This window comes from Brevibacillus sp. FSL L8-0520 (genome assembly GCF_037963895.1).
Lineage (GTDB): Bacteria > Bacillota > Bacilli > Brevibacillales > Brevibacillaceae > Brevibacillus > Brevibacillus borstelensis.
The window spans coordinates 4,440,408-4,455,742 of the sequence record NZ_CP150171.1; the positions used below are offsets into that span (position 1 = coordinate 4,440,408).

A 15,335-nucleotide genomic window follows, 5' to 3' on the forward strand; every position below is an offset into this window, starting at 1 on the left:
TCCTCCATCCTTCTCTATCATTGCACTCGTGCATCTACTCTATTTTTTTGCGGAAACGAAGAATGGCTACACTGATCATCAGCAGGAAAAAGACAACCATTCCGATCATATCCTTCCACAGGGCTTCCAAACCGACGCCCTTGAGAAAGATCCCCCGCAGAATTTCCAGAAAATACGTCAGCGGGACAATCCCGCCTAACCATTGTATCACGACTGGCATCGTCTCGCGCGGAAACATGAAGCCGGACAGCAGGACGCTGGGCAGAATGAAGGCAAAGGCGATCTGCATGGCCTGAAGCTGAGTGCGGGCCACGGTGGAGATGAAGATGCCGAGCGTCAGCGTCGTGACGAGAAACAGCACTGACAGAGAAACCAGGAGTGCAGCGCTGCCTTTTACCGGGACGCCAAACCAGGCGGTACCGAGCAACAGCACCAGGCAAAACGAGAAAAATCCGATGAAGACGTAAGGCGTAATCTTGCCGAGCAAAAGCTCCAACGGACGGATCGGCGTGACGATCAATTGCTCCATCGTTCCCCGCTCTTTTTCCCTCACCAGGGAAAACGCGGTCAGGATCATCGTTACGTTCTGCATGATAAGGCCGATCAGGCCGGGGATGTTGAAGACGATGCTCTCCATGTTGGGATTGAACAGGACGCGGGTGTCCAGCTCAACGGCTGGCTCCATCGGGCCGAGGCCCTGCTTTTGCATGCGCTCCTCCTGTATCGTGATCGCGTTGTTCTGGACGATCAGTTGGGCATTCGAAGAAGCCGTCCGGGCGATATTCGGGTCGGAGCCGTCGATCAGCATTTGCACCTCTGCCATTTCCCCCCGATCGCGCTTTCGGGCGTAATCCGGCGGGATGACGAGCGCTACACTGGCACTCCCGTCGTCCAGCATGGCTTCGATCTCGCGGTAGCTTCCCGCGTGCGCCGTCACCTGAAAGACGCGGGTGTTTTCCAACTGGCTGACAAGCTCACGGCTGTAGGCGGAAGGGCTCTGATCCCAGACTGCCGTCTTGATGTCACTGACGTCCGTGTTGACCGCATACCCGAACAAAAACAGCATCATCAGCGGCATCGCCAGCGCAATGGCGAGACTGGGGCGGTCCCGCTTTACTTGAATGATCTCCTTTTTCACTACGGACCAGTAGCGTGCAGGTGAAAAGCGGCTCATCTCCCCTCCCCCTTTACCGGCACGAGGACGTCTCCTGTTCCCCCGCCGCCGCCCTTTTGCCCAGCCGCCTGCCGCGCTTCTTCCTCTTTTACCAGCTTGATAAACACGTCCTCCAGATTGTCTGCCCCGTGGTGCTCAATGAGCTCGGACGGCGATCCCTGAACGAGCAAGTTGCCGAAAAAAATGAATCCGATCCAGTCGCAAGTCTGCGCCTCATCCATATAGTGGGTCGTCACCAGGATGGTCATTCCCTGTCTCGCCAGGTCGTGAATGACCTCCCAAAAAATGCGGCGGGAAACAGGGTCGACCCCTGCGGTCGGTTCGTCGAGGATCAACAATTCAGGACGGTGCAAAAGGGCGCAGGAGAGCGCCAGCCGTTGTTTCCAGCCTCCGGAAAGAGAGCCGGCCAGCTGTTTTTCCCGCCCGGTCAGACCGGCCATTTCAATCAGCTCCCTCTTCCGCTGGATGCGTTCCGCTTTGCCGAGCTGGTACACACCGGCGTAAAAGTCAAGATTTTCATCTACGCTCAAATCTTCATACAGACTAAACTTTTGCGACATGTAGCCAATTCGTTGTTTGATCGCTTCGCTTTGCGTCATCACATCGTAGCCGAGAACAGTGCCACGCCCCGAGGTCGGCGTCAAAAGTCCGCAGAGCATCCGTATCGTCGTCGATTTCCCGGAGCCGTTCGGGCCGAGAAAGCCGTAAATGGAGCCTTTGGGCACGGAAAGCGTCAAGCTGTTGACCGCGATGCGCTCCTGGAATCGCTTGGTCAGCCGCTCGCAGCTGATCGCGACGTCATTTGGCTGATTGTCGTGCATTTGCTTGTCGGCCTCTCTCCTTTTCATCGCGCTTCCCCCTCTGCGAGAAAGCGGACATCGGCAGGCATGCCGGGCCTCAGCTTATCCAGGCCCTCGGTGATCCGAATCGTGACAGCAAACACCAGCTTGGTCCGCTCATCCGGGGTTTGTACGTTTTTCGGCGTGAATTCCGCTTTGTCGGCGATAGTCTGAATCTGGCCCGCAAACACTTCGTCCGGGTACGCATCCACTCGTATTTCCACCTTTTCCCCGATCTTCACCCGGGCTAATTCCGCTTCCGGGATGTATACCTTCAGCTTCAGATGATCGGTTTTCATCATGGTAAAAAGCGTCGCCCCTTGCTTGGCTACCTCCCCTTCCACTACGGAGGATCTGAGCAGAATGCCGTCAGCAGGCGCTTTGATTACGGTCTTTTCCATCTGCCATTTCGCCTGGTCAAGACGGGCGTCCGCCTGCTGTACCGCGGCCAGCAATGCCCGGATTGAATGGCTCGTGCTTCCCTCCTTCAAAAGCTCCAGATCAGCGACAGCTCCCTTTCTCTGTGCCTCTGCCGTCCCTTTTTGCGCGAGGGCTGCCGCAATGTCCTGCTGAACGGAATCATACCGGGAACGCGCTGCCTCCAACTGTGCCGCCAGTTGATTTGCCTGGGTCTGGGCCTGGTTGACCGCTTCCTGGGCGGCTTCATACTCCTTTTTGGCAATCGCCCCCCGCTGAAACAAGGCAACTGCTTCCTTCAAGCGATTTTCCTGAAAGGCCAGCGTTCTTTTGGCACCTTCCCACTGCATTTCGACCTGGGCAACCTGATCCTTGCTTTGGGCCAGAGCCGCCTGGGCCTGCTTGGCGCGCGCTTCCTGAAGAACAATTGTGGCATCCGCTTGCTGAACGAGGGCAATTCCTTTTTGGATGGACGGATTGCGGCTTCCCGCTTTGGCTTCATCCAATTTGGCCTGCGCCTGCGCTTTGGCCGCCTCGGCTTCGTTTACTGCCGCCTCATAATTTCGCTTGTCAATCTCCGCCAGCACCGAGCCACTGTGAACAACGTCTCCTTCCCCGACCTTGACGCTTTGAACAAGCCCGGCCGCTTCTGCTACGATCGGCACCTCCTCCGCTTCAATCGTTCCGGAAAGCGGCCGTTCATCCGGTTGAAACAGCGAGCAGCCGGATAAAAAGAGAAGCGATACAGCGAGCAAAGAAAACGGCATTGTGTGAAACATCGGATCACCTCATTTTTAATAGTGAGTACTCACTCATTTTTAGGCGAATAAAAAAACATCCTGTCCACCAAAGACAATGGCTGCCTGCTCGGTACGTCCGTTTGTGGTGAAAAAGATGCATGAAATTCCTTGCAAACCAAAAGCGAGTGATTACTCACTTGTTTATACTCGCATTATAGGAGCATCTCCTCTCTTCTGTAAAGACCTATTACCAAGGATTTGGATAGTCAAACCATTCTCTTTGTCCGGCGCTGTATTTTTCCAGCAGGGCAGCCGCAGTCCTGCAGGCAAACTGATGCTCCTCCTCATCGATGGCCCCTTTCTTCAAGGCATCCTCCAGTTCGTCCTCATCCAGCAAATACACTTCGCCGTTCGGCAGCACCACGATATCGAGATACAGGTCGTCGTAATACAAATATCCTTGCTCATCCTTTCCGTGCCGCTTGCAAATATCGATATACCATTGGATCGTTCTTCCCTGGGCATCCAGCATTTTGGTCACAGCGTAGCCGCAGCCGTCCGGGAAATACTGCAGGTAGCAATACCCCTTGTCGCCTACACACATACGCTTTCCGCCCACCGTCATAAATGCCGGCTCATGCACCTGATCCAGTGTCAAGCGGACAGCATAGCCCGTGAACTCCGCAGATTCCACCCGTTTCTCCAGGTAGCCCAGCTTTTTTACCCGCCGCCAGTTGGGCCGATCGGCTCTTTTTCGTTTCATCCTGCATTCTCCTTTTCCCTAGTTTCCACGTTCACTGTAACATGTTTTCCCTGTTCCTGTAAAAAAGCAAGCCGGCATACAAAAAAAACCGGCCATATCCTGACCGGCTGCAAATGCTCTCTCTTTTATGGTTGAATGAGTGTCCCTGTTTTTGCATCAATGGCAAGCGGCTTCTCGTTCCGCATGGGGTATGGATAAACCAGTTGCATACCTGTGTCTGTTTTCCCCTGGTCATTTGTGCGATAAGCCAGCTCTGGCTTCACCTTCTCCGCGAACACCTTCATGGCCTCCTCCAGCGAAATGACGCCCTTTGCGTTTGGCAACTGAGGGAGTGCTTCTCCGAACGGACCAGCCATGCCCGCGATTGTTCCACTGGTTCTGTCTACATATACGTCAAAGCTGTGATTGATCACCGGAATCCCCTGATGCACCCAGGAGAACCGGTACAGCGTTTGTTGTCCGTCCTGCACCTGACTGATCATTTCTATCTCTTCCACGCCGGCAGGCAGATAACGGGCCAGCCTTTCTATCGCGATCCGCCGGGCTTCCTCCACTCCGATTTCTTGATTCCCTGCCTTCGCAGCAGCGTTTCTGGTCGTGAACGAAAGAACATTTCCCTTTTTGTCCATGCGGATTCTCGCGGATTTTCCTCCGTCCCACTCCCAAAGGTATTCGAAGGTTGAACCATTGATCATTCTGACAGGCTTACTTCCATTCTTTATCTTTACTCCGAACTCATCTCGCAGCAGCCCGGAAGCCGAATCGACGTCTAATGCCCGGAGCGGTTTTGCTTCAGGCTGTACGCGGATGGTTTCCGCTGCCTGGCTTCCATGTGCCGCTACTTTTCCGCTAAGGGCGTCCACATAGCTGATTTGCAGCGGCTGATACCGCAAGACAGGCTTTTCGCCTTTGGCATAGACGAGTCGCAGCGTAGTCGCCAGCTTTTGTGCGGCCTCTGCCTGATCGATCATTGGCTTCTGAGCGGAGCCGGAAGAAAATGAATGTTGCTCGCTTGGATAGATTTCCATCCCGACTACTTCCGACCCTTTGTCTATTTTCACAACCAAACTGCTTTCCTCTGCGGGAATTCCCTCTACGACGCGACTGAAAGCGACGATCCCCTCTGCCAACCGGGAGCGGGCAGGGTTGAAACGGTATTGCCTGCTCTCTTGCCCCAGCTTTTCCTGCAAATATCTCTCCGCTTGCCTCTGAAGCCCGCTCGTGCTGACCGACTTCTGGTCCGCTGCCGACAAACCGTCTCCCGTAACTGCTGCCGATCGTTCTGCGGACTGTTCTTCGCTGTGGACGGTTCTTTCGCGCTGCGCCCGGGCTTCTCCGGCTTCTTCTGTTTCCCCTGCTTCCTCTATACCGAGCTTCTGTCCTGTTCCCTGCCCATTTGCCGTCTGCGGCAAAACCAAGCTTTTCTCCCCATCAGAAGAAAGCTCTCCGTTTGTTGAATACGGGGGGACAACCGGGGAGCGGAAAATGCCCGGGACTTGTACGGGTGCCGAAGCTGCGTAGGCGCTTTCCTCCCTTTGTCCGTGATCTGCTGTGGAGGGAAGATTCGCTTTTTCTGTAACTGCTCCCTGCATCCACACGCCGATCAAAATGGCGGCAGAAGTGCCAAGCGAGTAGGTCATTACTCTGGTGATCCTCTCTGTCCGTTTCATCTTTCTCGCCTGCCGGGCCAGCATTTCCTCCCCATATCGGACCCACTCTTCCCGCGGAGCCGGCACCGTCGCCCGGTACCTGCGAAGAGATTTTTCGATCTGTTCTTCATCTGGCAAACTCACTGATCACCCCTCCTTCTTCTCCGCCCATATATTTTTGCAGCATTTTCAGCGCCCGGTGATAGTCGACCCTGACCTTTGCCTCCGAGATGTGCAAAAGCTCGGCTGTTTCTTTGATCGAATACTCTTTGATGCCTCTGACGATCACGATTACCCTGTAGTGCGGCTTCAGCTTTTGCAGCGCTTCTTTTACCATCCGCATCTCTTCCTTTGCCGCAAGCGATTCTTCCGGAAGCCCGTCCTGGGACCTCATGTCATCCAGCAGGGTGGCGGAAAACAGACGGAGCCACTTTTGCTTCCGGTATTGGTCTATGGCGGCATGCCTTGCGATGGAAAACAGCCAGGTTCTCATCGAGACGCGTCCGTCATAGCGAGGCAGAGCTTTCAAGAGGCGCGTAAACACCTCCTGGGTCATATCCTCTGCATCCTCCCGGCGCCCGGTAAAGTAATACAGGAACGTATAAACATCCTCGTAATAGGTCTTGTAGATCGTTCGAATGCGCTGCTCGAGATCGTCCGTCACCGCTTCCCCTCCTTCTCCTCTGCGTGGTCGGATGTTTGCCAGCCATTCCAGGTTGTATATTTGCCAGCCATTTAAAAGAAGCCTTGCGCTTCCTCAAAATTACTCTTTCCAGGAGAGCACTTTGCCCGTAACCGCGTCAACTCTTTGCCCGCGGACGACGTCTGCTGCCTTGTACACAAGCCTTGCTTGCTGATCCGTTTCTCCGAGCGTATATACAAGCGTCAACGGAAATTCCTTCACGTAATGAGCTGCCGCTTCCGCCGGATCAATCGCTTGATCAGCCTTCGGGAAATTCACTTGCTTTCGGACACTGAGCGATGTTTTGATGACTTTTCCTGTTTCCGCATCGACGTTCACTTCGTATCGCCATTCCCGTACCGGAATTCCCTCGTGCAACAGGGCAAATTCTGCGCGATAGGTGTTGCCGTGTTTCATGTAGCGCGGGCTTTCCAGCAGCATGACTTCCTTTTCGCTCGCGGGCAGATACGTTTCGATCTCCTTGATTGCCGTTTGCAGGGCTTGCTCCGCTGTGATCTTTTTCTCTTTGCTTCCTCCGGCAATGACATGTGCCGTATTTTCGTAGGAAAGAAGGCTGTTGGTCTTGGTATCGATGACGACAGTAGCGATCCGTTCCTCGTCTTTCGTCCATTCGATGGTCTTTCGATTGAATTTTTCCATTATGTCCTCGCTTGCGACGGCTCCCTCTGTCTGAATGCCCCGCTTTGCCAGGAAAGCGGCGGCTTCTGCAGCATTTTTTGCGACAGGAGCCTCGCCCTTGGGCTGGACCTGAATGATCTTGTGATAGCTGTTCTCTCCTGTGTCCTTCCCTGTCTTGGCATCCAGCTCACCAGAGAAAGCGAAGGTGTAGCGGAGAGCTGCACTGCCCTCCTTCGTTTCGTACTGCAAACGCAGGTATTGTGCCAGCTCCTTTTCGGCCTGGTCCTTCGTTATCACTCCCTCGGGCTTCGGAAATACATATTTGTCCCGGGAAAGCGCCAGAGAAGCCATAACGGTCTTGCCGACAATTTCACCGCTGCTGTCCACATCGATCATGACACTGTCATTTTGCAAGGGGATTCCATTCACACCCCGGGAAAAAACGATCGAGTCCGCAGAGGCAGTCAAGCTCGGATTGTACTGATAGTCGCCCATGCCTTCTCCGTACCACTTCTTCATAAAAGCTGTCGCCTTTTCAATGGCTTTGTCCAGCGAATATGTGGAAGGAGGAGTCGTCCCTCCGTTCATCCGGTGAAATCCCTTCCACTCTCCCGTACGTCCGTCCACGTACAAGGAAATTCGGGGAAATGGCGTTTCCTTGGATTGCTGCAAGACGACCACCACCTGGCCACCCTCTCCCGGCTCGACTACTTTATACGGGTATTGATCAAGATAAGGGAGCATTTTTTTCGCCTGCTCCAGCGCTTTGTCCGCCTGCTCCATGAGCGCCGGCACTACCTGTACCTGGACGGTTTTACCAGCCGCAGGCAATGGCTGATTTGCCGATACCTGCAGCGGGGCGGCAACTGCAAGACTGGCCAACAGGGCAACGAACGCGTAGCTTTTTGTTTTCACAATGATTTCCTCCTCTTCCATTCTCCATCATACTTGCTTTCACTCCAATATTCGGGTGAATCTGGAATTTGTTTCAATTTTGCTCAAAAAAAAAATTCCGGTTCCCTTAAAGGAACCGGACCTCGTCATCAAACGAGAGGGCGTAGCCGCCAGCGAGAAGGTACAAATAGCTCTCCTTCACGCTCCTGCCGACAATCTGCTCGATTGCCTGCCGGTAGAGGCGTATTTGCTCGCCGTACCGCTCAATCATATTCTGTTTCACAGCTTCGGATTTCTCCATCGCTACTCTGTCTGTCTTGAAGTCAAGCAATACGAGCCCGCCGTCATCTTCCTCCAGCAAACAATCGATAACGCCCTGCACGATGATTTGCTCCTCGCTTGCACCGCTCATTTCAGGCTCCACGAGAGAAGCTGGCTTCGCCAGGGTAAACGGCAATTCACGGTGGACCACCCGTGCCCGCTTCATCCGATCTCCCAGCGGCGAGGCGAAGAAACGAACGATCTGCATGACGTCGATAGCCTGAACCTGCTCCTCCGTCAAAAAGCGGCGGGACAACAGCGAGGCAATCTGGTCGCGGACATCGTCCTCGTCCAGTGGTCGTTTGAGATCGATGTTTTGCAGGATCAGATGGGTGATCGTTCCCCGCTCGGCTGCCGTGAGCGTGTGAGCGCCCTCCTCCATCAAAAACCGCGGCTTTTCCACAATCGTCGGGACGCGAAGCGGATAGCCTCTGGAAACAGCCTGTTCCCGCCGCTTCAGTTCGCTGACGGTCCATTTGGTCATCACCTGGGAAGCTGCCTGATGTGGATAGCTCCAGCCCAATTTGCGCTCAATCAGCCGCGCGCTTTCAGGATCAACAGGCCTATCCGGTACGGTCTCGCGCCTGGTGATTCGCTCCCAGTCAGAGTGCTGGCCGGAATTCCGGTCTGCCTCAGCCCTCAGATCGTCCGCGCGGTGGAAGAAAAACGACCATATGGACTCGTCCGGAACCGTTCGCACCATCACTTCGTCGCCGCCTCCGCACTCGCGGGGATAAGACCGGAGGGGACTTGCGAGCGGATGGCGCAGAAGCGCTCTGCCGACCCAATCCAGATAGCCTTTTGCTTGCAAAAGGTCTTCGTCATGCAGCCGCTCGCCGTCCCCCTGGCGTCCCCATGAGACGATGCTCTTGCACAAATCCTTGGCGGTTCCGAGCAGGACGAGCTTTTCCCTTGCCCGGGTGAGAGCGACGTACATTACTCGCATTTCTTCCGCCAGCATCTCGCGGCGCAGCTGCTGGCGGATGCCCAGTGCAGCCAGGCTCGGGTATCGCACCTGCAGCTCAGGCTCTACCGCCATCGGACCAAAGCCAAGGTCCTTGTGCAGCAAGAAGTGGCTTTTCATATCCATCGTGTTGAACTGCTTGCCCATTCCTGCGACAAAGACGACCGGAAACTCCAGCCCTTTGCTTTTGTGAATGGTCATGATGCGGACGACATCCTCGTTTTCGCCGATCGTGCGTGCCTCCCCCATATCGTTGCCCGCCTCCCGGAGCCGGTCGACGAAACGGAGAAAGCGGAACAATCCCCGATACGAGCCTGCCTCGTACTGACGGGCGCGGTCGTACAGGACGCGAAGATTGGCCTGACGCTGCTGGCCGCCCGATAGCGCCGCCACATAGTCGAGATAGCCCGTCTCGCGGTAGATCGTTGCGATCAGCTCGGCCAGAGAATCTCTTCTGGCCTGCGTGCGCCATTTGTCCAGCTTGCTGAAAAAGCGGCGCAAACGCTTCTCCCAATCCGCCTCTCCCTGCTGCTCCTCGATATACCGATGAACAGCCTGATAAAAGGGGATCGACGGATAGCTGATGCGAATCTGCGACAGTTGCGGCTCGGCAATGCCGACAATCGGTGAGCGCAGCACAGACGCAAGCGGGATGTCCTGAAACGGGTTGTCGATCACCCGCAAAAGCGAGAGCATGACCTCTACTTCTGTCGTGCTGAAATAGCCCTGGTTTTGCTCCGCATAGACGGGGATTCCGGCTGCACGCAGCTCCTCCATCATCGGCTCTCCCCACGCCGAGGTGGCCCGAAGCAGGATGACAATGTCGCGGTAAGCGAGCGGTCGCAGCCCTCCTGCCTTTTTATCGAAAACGAGAAGCGGCGCCTCGCCACTCCCCGGCTCCATCCAGCGGCGGATGCGCTCTGCGATCAGTCGGGCCTCCATTTGGGCCGCGCTCGCTTCTTCCAAGGCTTCTCCCAGTCCCGGAGCGGCTCCTCCGTCTGCGGAAGCTTCTCCGCCCTCTGCGGGGGGATTCGCCTGATCCTCCGCCTCTTCCTGTGAAGTCCGGTCAATCAGATGCAGCTCCACTTGCAGACGGTCAGGCTCCACCTCCGGATAGGAGGCGCGGCAGATCAGCTCAGCCGAACGGTCGTAGTCGATTTCCCCGACGCCCGGCGACATGATCTGCCTGAACAGGAAGTTGACCGCGTCCACGACTTCGCGGCGGCTGCGGAAGTTGGCCGCCAGATCGATCCGCTGTCCCGTCCCCCGGCTGTTTCCCGATGCATCCTGCAAGTCTGTTCCACCCGCTTCGTGCTGCTCCAGCCGGTCGCTCTCAGAGCCGGTCTCATAGCTCAAGTATTTCTCCAAAAACAAATTGGGCTCAGCCAGCCGGAACCGGTAAATGCTCTGTTTGACATCTCCTACCATGAAGCGGTTTGCTATTTCGTGCGAATCCGGTTCACGCGATACCATGCGCAAAATCGTTTCCTGAACAAGGTTGATGTCCTGATACTCGTCGACGAGGACCTCTGCATACTGATCGCGCAACTGGAGGGCAAGCGCTGAAGGCTGCTTCCCGCCACCACCGCTGCTGTCTGACTCCTCCGCCTCAGCATCGGCTCTCGTCAAAAGCCGGAGAGCCAGATGCTCCAAATCACCGAAGTCAACCAGCGCCCGCGCCCGTTTTTCCTGCGCAAAAGCCGCGTCAAACTCCGTGACCAATCGGGCCAGCGTCTGCATCGACGGAGCCAGCCTTTCAAGGTCCGCCAGGTACTGCTCCGCCGGCATGGAGAAGTTTTGCTCGACCAGCTCGCCAAGCGCTTTCTTCACCTCATTGCGAAGCCCCTGCACCTGTTCCTTGAGATCCGGGTCGACATCCTTGACAGACGGCAAACGTGCAAAGGAAATGCCTCGGACTGCCTGCTCCGTCTCTGCCCATCCCTGACGGCACGCCGCTACTGCCCGCTCCAGGCCAGCCGCCTCCGCTTCCAACAGCGGAACGTAAGCAGCAGGCCCTTCCGGTGAAGCAGCCAGGAGAACGGCTCGTCTCAGCTTTCCTTCCAGACCTTGCAATTCCCATCTCAGCGACTGCAGGATGCTTTTCGTCCACTTGAGGCCGTCCATCGACTTTGCGGACGCTGTCGCAAACATCTCGGCAGCTTCCTCCAGCCATCCCTTCGGATCCGGATTGCTGCGTGAAAACTCGTACAGGCGCAACAGCAGCCCGACAAGGATCTGGTCATCCTGTCCGTCCAGCATCAGATCGGCCAAACGTTGAAAATCCGGGTCTCGCTCGTACCACTCCTCCAGCATTTCCTCCAGAATGTCCTGGCGGAGCAGCTCGCCTTCCATCTGGTCGGCAATGCGGAAGTCGGGATCAAGCTCCACGAGGTAGTAATACTGGCGCAAAAGCCCCAGACAAAAGGAGTGAATCGTGGTGATGGAGGCCCGCTGCAGCAGGGCCAATTGTTTTCGCAAATGAGCGGACTGCGGCTTTTCCTTGAGCGCCTTTCGCAACGCTTCGCTGATCCGGTGCCTCATCTCCGCGGCGGCCGCATTGGTAAAGGTAACGACCAGTAATTCATCCACCCCGACGGGATCGCTTTCGTCCATGATCCGGCGAATGATCCGCTCTACGAGCACTGAGGTTTTCCCAGAGCCAGCTGCTGCCGCCACCAGCAAATTGCTTCCACGGCTCGTTATCGCCTGCCACTGCTCGTCGGTCCACTGCTCAGGCTTTGCCTGCGGCTGACTCGATTGCTGCTCCATCGCTATCCACCTCCGCATCTGTTAATTGCCCGCTCTGGAGCATATCCCATATTTCCTTGTTGTTCCACTTGGGAAGCTGGCGCAGCTGATTTGCGTCTCCATCCGGGTCGTATTGGCAGACAGGCTTGTACGAGCATCGATCGCAAGCAGTCAACGTTCCGCTCACATAGGGGGAAATCTCAATGTCGCCGTCTGTCATCCGCGTGCTCAGCTCTTTTACCGTGGTGCGGACGAACTGTTGGAGCGCTTGAAACTGCTCCGCCGTTGCCACAGAGGAACGAGCCGACAAGGTGCCGTCCTTTTTCAATTCAAACGGAACCAGTTCGGAAGCCCCCTGCTCCACCTGTGCGTCCATCATGCGGGCCAATTCCGGGTCGGCCAGCATCAAGCCTTTCATCCGCAATCGCTTTGCCCGCTCCTTGGCCGCTTCATCACTGGTCAAAAGCCGCTTTGCCGTGACAAACGGGTCCGCTACCTGGTAGTAAAAGACACCAGCCATCTCTGCCTTTTGGCCGAGCCATTCCTCTGCATTCGTCACGACCACATCGAGGTAGACCAGAAGCTGCAGATTCAGACCGTTGAACACATCAGACAGCAGGAGCTGCTTCGGACTGGATTTGTAGTCAATCACGCGCAAATACGGGATCTCGCTGTCGAGAGATTGGTCGACACGGTCGATTCGCCCGATCAACTGGACAGAGGAGCCGTTGGCCAGCCGCAGTTCGAGTCCAGGCAGATCTCCGCCAGGGCCAAACGCCACCTCCAGACCTACAGGGGCAAAGCGGCTCCGCTTCGCATGCTCGCCCAGGACGTAGATGGCTCTTCCGACCGCCCGTTTCAGCTTGCCCGACAGGTATCGGTACCGGGCCGTCCGGGTGAGGATGCTGCTGCGGGTCGACGGCACCAGCTCGTCAACTACTTCACCGGCCAACTGCATGCTGTTCGCTTCGGTCAAACGGCTCCATTCCAGATGTTCCTCGTTCATCTTTTCGACTGCGCGCTTGAGCGAGGCGTGGAATAGCTCGCCCACGTCAAAACGCTCCAGCTTGTATAGCTGCCGCTCTCGCAAGCGCAGGCCGTGCGAGGAGTAATGAGAAAATGGACAGGTCTGGAAGCGTTCCAGCCGGGAGACGCTCATCTTGAGACGGTCCCCGTAAAGGGCTTGGCTCGTCTTCCTGTCCAGCGGCATCGGCCGGTTTGTGTAGCGCAAGCCGGACAGAAGCCACTTCTCTCTGCTCGCGTCGGGAGAGTGCCGCAGAAACCAGTCGTATACCTCCCACCAGAAAACGGGCAGGCTGCCGCTCTCCTTCATTTCCCGCACGAGCGTAAGCAAATGGCTGAATACGCGTCGCGGCGAGCCCAGCAAAAAGGAGTCCGCCTCGGCATTCCCGCTCGGCTCATTGTGGAAAAACCGGTAAGGCACATCCGGGATAACTTCCCGGACGCGGGCAAACACCGAAGAAGGCAAAAGCGCTTTCCCCTCTTCATCTGCCAGCGCACAGCTCAAATACAGCCGCTCCGCCGGACGGGTCATCGCCTGATAGAGCAGAAACGGTTCGGCCATCAGCCGCTGCTTGGCTGTCGGCGCGAGCTCCATGCCCATTTCCGCGAGCCTTTCCCGCTCCGCCTCGTCCAGCACGCCGTCTTCCTTCGGCTTGAGGGGAATGACTCCTTCGTTGACCCCAAGCAGAAAGAGAGCCCGTACATCCGGCTGGCGGGAACGCTCCATCGACCCGACCAATACCTGATCCAGCGCAGGCGGCACCAGGCCAAGCTCAATGCTTTCCAGTCCGCTCTCCAGGACGCTGGCAAACGTGTCGATGTCCATCTGCTCCTCGCCCATCACTTCGACGACCTGGTCAAAGAGGCTCATCAGCCCGTTCCAGACCTGCCCGTGCATCTGGGCATCGTCCAGCTCTCCCGACTGCTCTGCCGTTCTTTGCCACTTTTCCAGTATGCCTGGTACGTCGAGACTGACCAAAAAGCGGTAGAGAGCTGTCGCCATCGCGCGGACATCTTTCTTTTCCGCCTGCTTCAGCTCTTCTTCAAACCGGCGCAAGGGCGCTGCGTACTGTCTTCGCAATTCATCTGCCGCCTGATCCTCCGCAGACTCTCCGCCAAACCGCCACGGCTTCTCATCCGACCAATAAGAGCCGTATACGCCATGTGCCAGCACATAGTTTTCCAGCAAGTCGACTTCTCGCCGAATCACGTTCAGTGGAACCTGCTCCCCGCTGTCGGAAACGCGTCCCTCCGGTGTGACCAAATCTGTCTTCAGGCAGCGGAATACCGCTTCATACCGCCCTCTGGCCGTGACCACCTCCAGAGCGGAACGGACCAATTCCATCAGCGGATGGTGCATGACCGTGCGCTTCTGATCCAGGAAGAACGGGATCCCGTAATCGGTAAACACGGTCGCAAGCTCGTCCGCATAGGTGCCGATCTCGCGCAGCAGTATCGCCATGTCGCGCCAGCGATACCCCTCCGTGCGCGCAAGCTCGAGAATCTGCAGAGCGACCGCTTCCACCTCGGCCCGGCGATTGGCGGCCGACAGCAGACTTACTTCATCCGCTCTTGCGGGAGGCGGAGGAGTACCCGGGTCTCCCCACGCAAAGTAACGATCCTCCAGCTGGCGAAGCCACGGACTGCCGGCAAATCTCCCCGGCCCGGTCAACAGAATCGGGCTTTCGACCGCTACGCCCGCTTCTTTGGCCATCTTCTCCAATGTTTGGTAGGTGCGCAGAGTCGGATGAAACAATCCGAGCTCATCAGGGGAGGCATCCCGTTCGGACGGGTCGAGGCAAAGCGCAATCGTGACCTTTTTGGCGCAGACCATCAGTTGCTCGATCACCCGCAGCTCCTGGTTCGTAAATCCGCTGAAACCGTCGATAAAAATCTCGGTCTGGGCGATGTAAGCGGAATCTTTGATCATGACAGCAACGCGGTTCAAAATATCGTCCGCATCCCAGTACCCTTGGGCGAGATGAGCCTCGTACGCATTCATGACCAGTCTCAGATCATGTATTTTTTGATTGAGCGTCCCGCTTCCCCAATCGACGTTTTCCGTATGGGTAAAGCTGACGCCGTATGACTTGCACTCGCTGATCAGACGGCCCAACTGGGACGTAAAACCGGGCTGCAGCGCTGCCCGCCTGAATACCTGCAGCTCTTCCTTGTAGCGCTCCAGCAGCAGGCGCAGGACCATTTGCTTGCCCAGGTCATCGACAGGCACGAGCGTCAAATCGCCAAGCTCCTGCAGCAGCCGATGCGCCAGCCGCCCGAAGCTGAGGACCTGTGTGCCGATCACGCCGTGCAGTCCCGGGATGGAAGCGAGTGCGTACTCCGCTTGAAAGCTGGCCTGCTCAGGAACGAGCAAAATCATCGGCGAACCGAGCGCGGACTGCTTCAGCCGCGCTTCCATTTGGTTCAGGATGGTTTGCGTCTTGCCTGTTCCGGCACGGCCCAGGACAAATTGTACTGCCAT

At 56.5% G+C, this 15,335-nt stretch carries 9 protein-coding genes; all 9 read right to left on the bottom strand.

What is annotated here, in order from left to right:
• Nucleotides 1–34: 34 nt before the first annotated feature.
• The 9 genes from NSQ24_RS21905 to addB all read right to left on the bottom strand — a co-directional run bounded on the left by NSQ24_RS21905 (nucleotide 35) and on the right by addB (nucleotide 15,335).
• Nucleotides 35–1,174 carry an ABC transporter permease gene (locus tag NSQ24_RS21905; RefSeq protein WP_024983580.1) on the bottom strand — a complete coding sequence of 380 codons (1,140 nt, stop codon included), beginning with the start codon at nucleotides 1,172–1,174 and terminating at the stop codon, nucleotides 35–37.
• Nucleotides 1,171–2,022 carry an ABC transporter ATP-binding protein gene (locus NSQ24_RS21910; protein ID WP_003391717.1) on the bottom strand — a complete coding sequence of 284 codons (852 nt, stop codon included), beginning with the start codon at nucleotides 2,020–2,022 and terminating at the stop codon, nucleotides 1,171–1,173. The genes NSQ24_RS21905 and NSQ24_RS21910 overlap by 4 nt, the downstream gene beginning before the upstream one ends.
• Nucleotides 2,019–3,209 (bottom strand): HlyD family efflux transporter periplasmic adaptor subunit, encoded by a 1,191-nt coding sequence (locus tag NSQ24_RS21915; protein WP_024983582.1) that lies wholly within the window; start codon nucleotides 3,207–3,209, stop codon nucleotides 2,019–2,021. The genes NSQ24_RS21910 and NSQ24_RS21915 overlap by 4 nt, the downstream gene beginning before the upstream one ends.
• A 208-nt stretch (nucleotides 3,210–3,417) precedes the next feature.
• On the bottom strand, nucleotides 3,418–3,933 hold the full coding sequence (locus NSQ24_RS21920) for a DUF402 domain-containing protein (protein WP_003391721.1): 516 nt from the start codon (nucleotides 3,931–3,933) through the stop codon (nucleotides 3,418–3,420).
• 125 nt (nucleotides 3,934–4,058) lie between these two features.
• A complete protein-coding gene (locus NSQ24_RS21925; RefSeq protein ID WP_339166579.1) occupies nucleotides 4,059–5,726 on the bottom strand; it encodes a YcdB/YcdC domain-containing protein in 1,668 nt (555 codons plus the stop codon).
• On the bottom strand, nucleotides 5,710–6,246 hold the full coding sequence (locus NSQ24_RS21930; protein WP_003391727.1) for a sigma-70 family RNA polymerase sigma factor: 537 nt from the start codon (nucleotides 6,244–6,246) through the stop codon (nucleotides 5,710–5,712). The genes NSQ24_RS21925 and NSQ24_RS21930 overlap by 17 nt, the downstream gene beginning before the upstream one ends.
• 99 nt (nucleotides 6,247–6,345) lie before the next feature.
• Nucleotides 6,346–7,818 carry a PepSY domain-containing protein gene (locus NSQ24_RS21935; RefSeq protein ID WP_161785193.1) on the bottom strand — a complete coding sequence of 491 codons (1,473 nt, stop codon included), beginning with the start codon at nucleotides 7,816–7,818 and terminating at the stop codon, nucleotides 6,346–6,348.
• 106 nt (nucleotides 7,819–7,924) lie between these two features.
• Complete coding sequence (gene addA, locus NSQ24_RS21940) at nucleotides 7,925–11,851, bottom strand: helicase-exonuclease AddAB subunit AddA (RefSeq protein WP_339166581.1); 3,927 nt, start codon at nucleotides 11,849–11,851, stop codon at nucleotides 7,925–7,927.
• A complete protein-coding gene (addB, locus tag NSQ24_RS21945; RefSeq protein WP_339166583.1) occupies nucleotides 11,814–15,335 on the bottom strand; it encodes a helicase-exonuclease AddAB subunit AddB in 3,522 nt (1,173 codons plus the stop codon). The genes addA and addB overlap by 38 nt, the downstream gene beginning before the upstream one ends.

What these genes read in the sequence shown, in the direction of transcription:
- addB (WP_339166583.1), bottom strand. Translation starts at nt 15,335, where the DNA reads ATGGCAGTACAATTTGTCCTGGGCCGTGCCGGAACAGGCAAGACGCAA.
- NSQ24_RS21910 (WP_003391717.1), bottom strand. Translation starts at nt 2,022, where the DNA reads ATGAAAAGGAGAGAGGCCGACAAGCAAATGCACGACAATCAGCCAAAT.
- NSQ24_RS21915 (WP_024983582.1), bottom strand. Translation starts at nt 3,209, where the DNA reads ATGTTTCACACAATGCCGTTTTCTTTGCTCGCTGTATCGCTTCTCTTT.
- addA (WP_339166581.1), bottom strand. Translation starts at nt 11,851, where the DNA reads ATGGAGCAGCAATCGAGTCAGCCGCAGGCAAAGCCTGAGCAGTGGACC.
- NSQ24_RS21905 (WP_024983580.1), bottom strand. Translation starts at nt 1,174, where the DNA reads ATGAGCCGCTTTTCACCTGCACGCTACTGGTCCGTAGTGAAAAAGGAG.
- NSQ24_RS21920 (WP_003391721.1), bottom strand. Translation starts at nt 3,933, where the DNA reads ATGAAACGAAAAAGAGCCGATCGGCCCAACTGGCGGCGGGTAAAAAAG.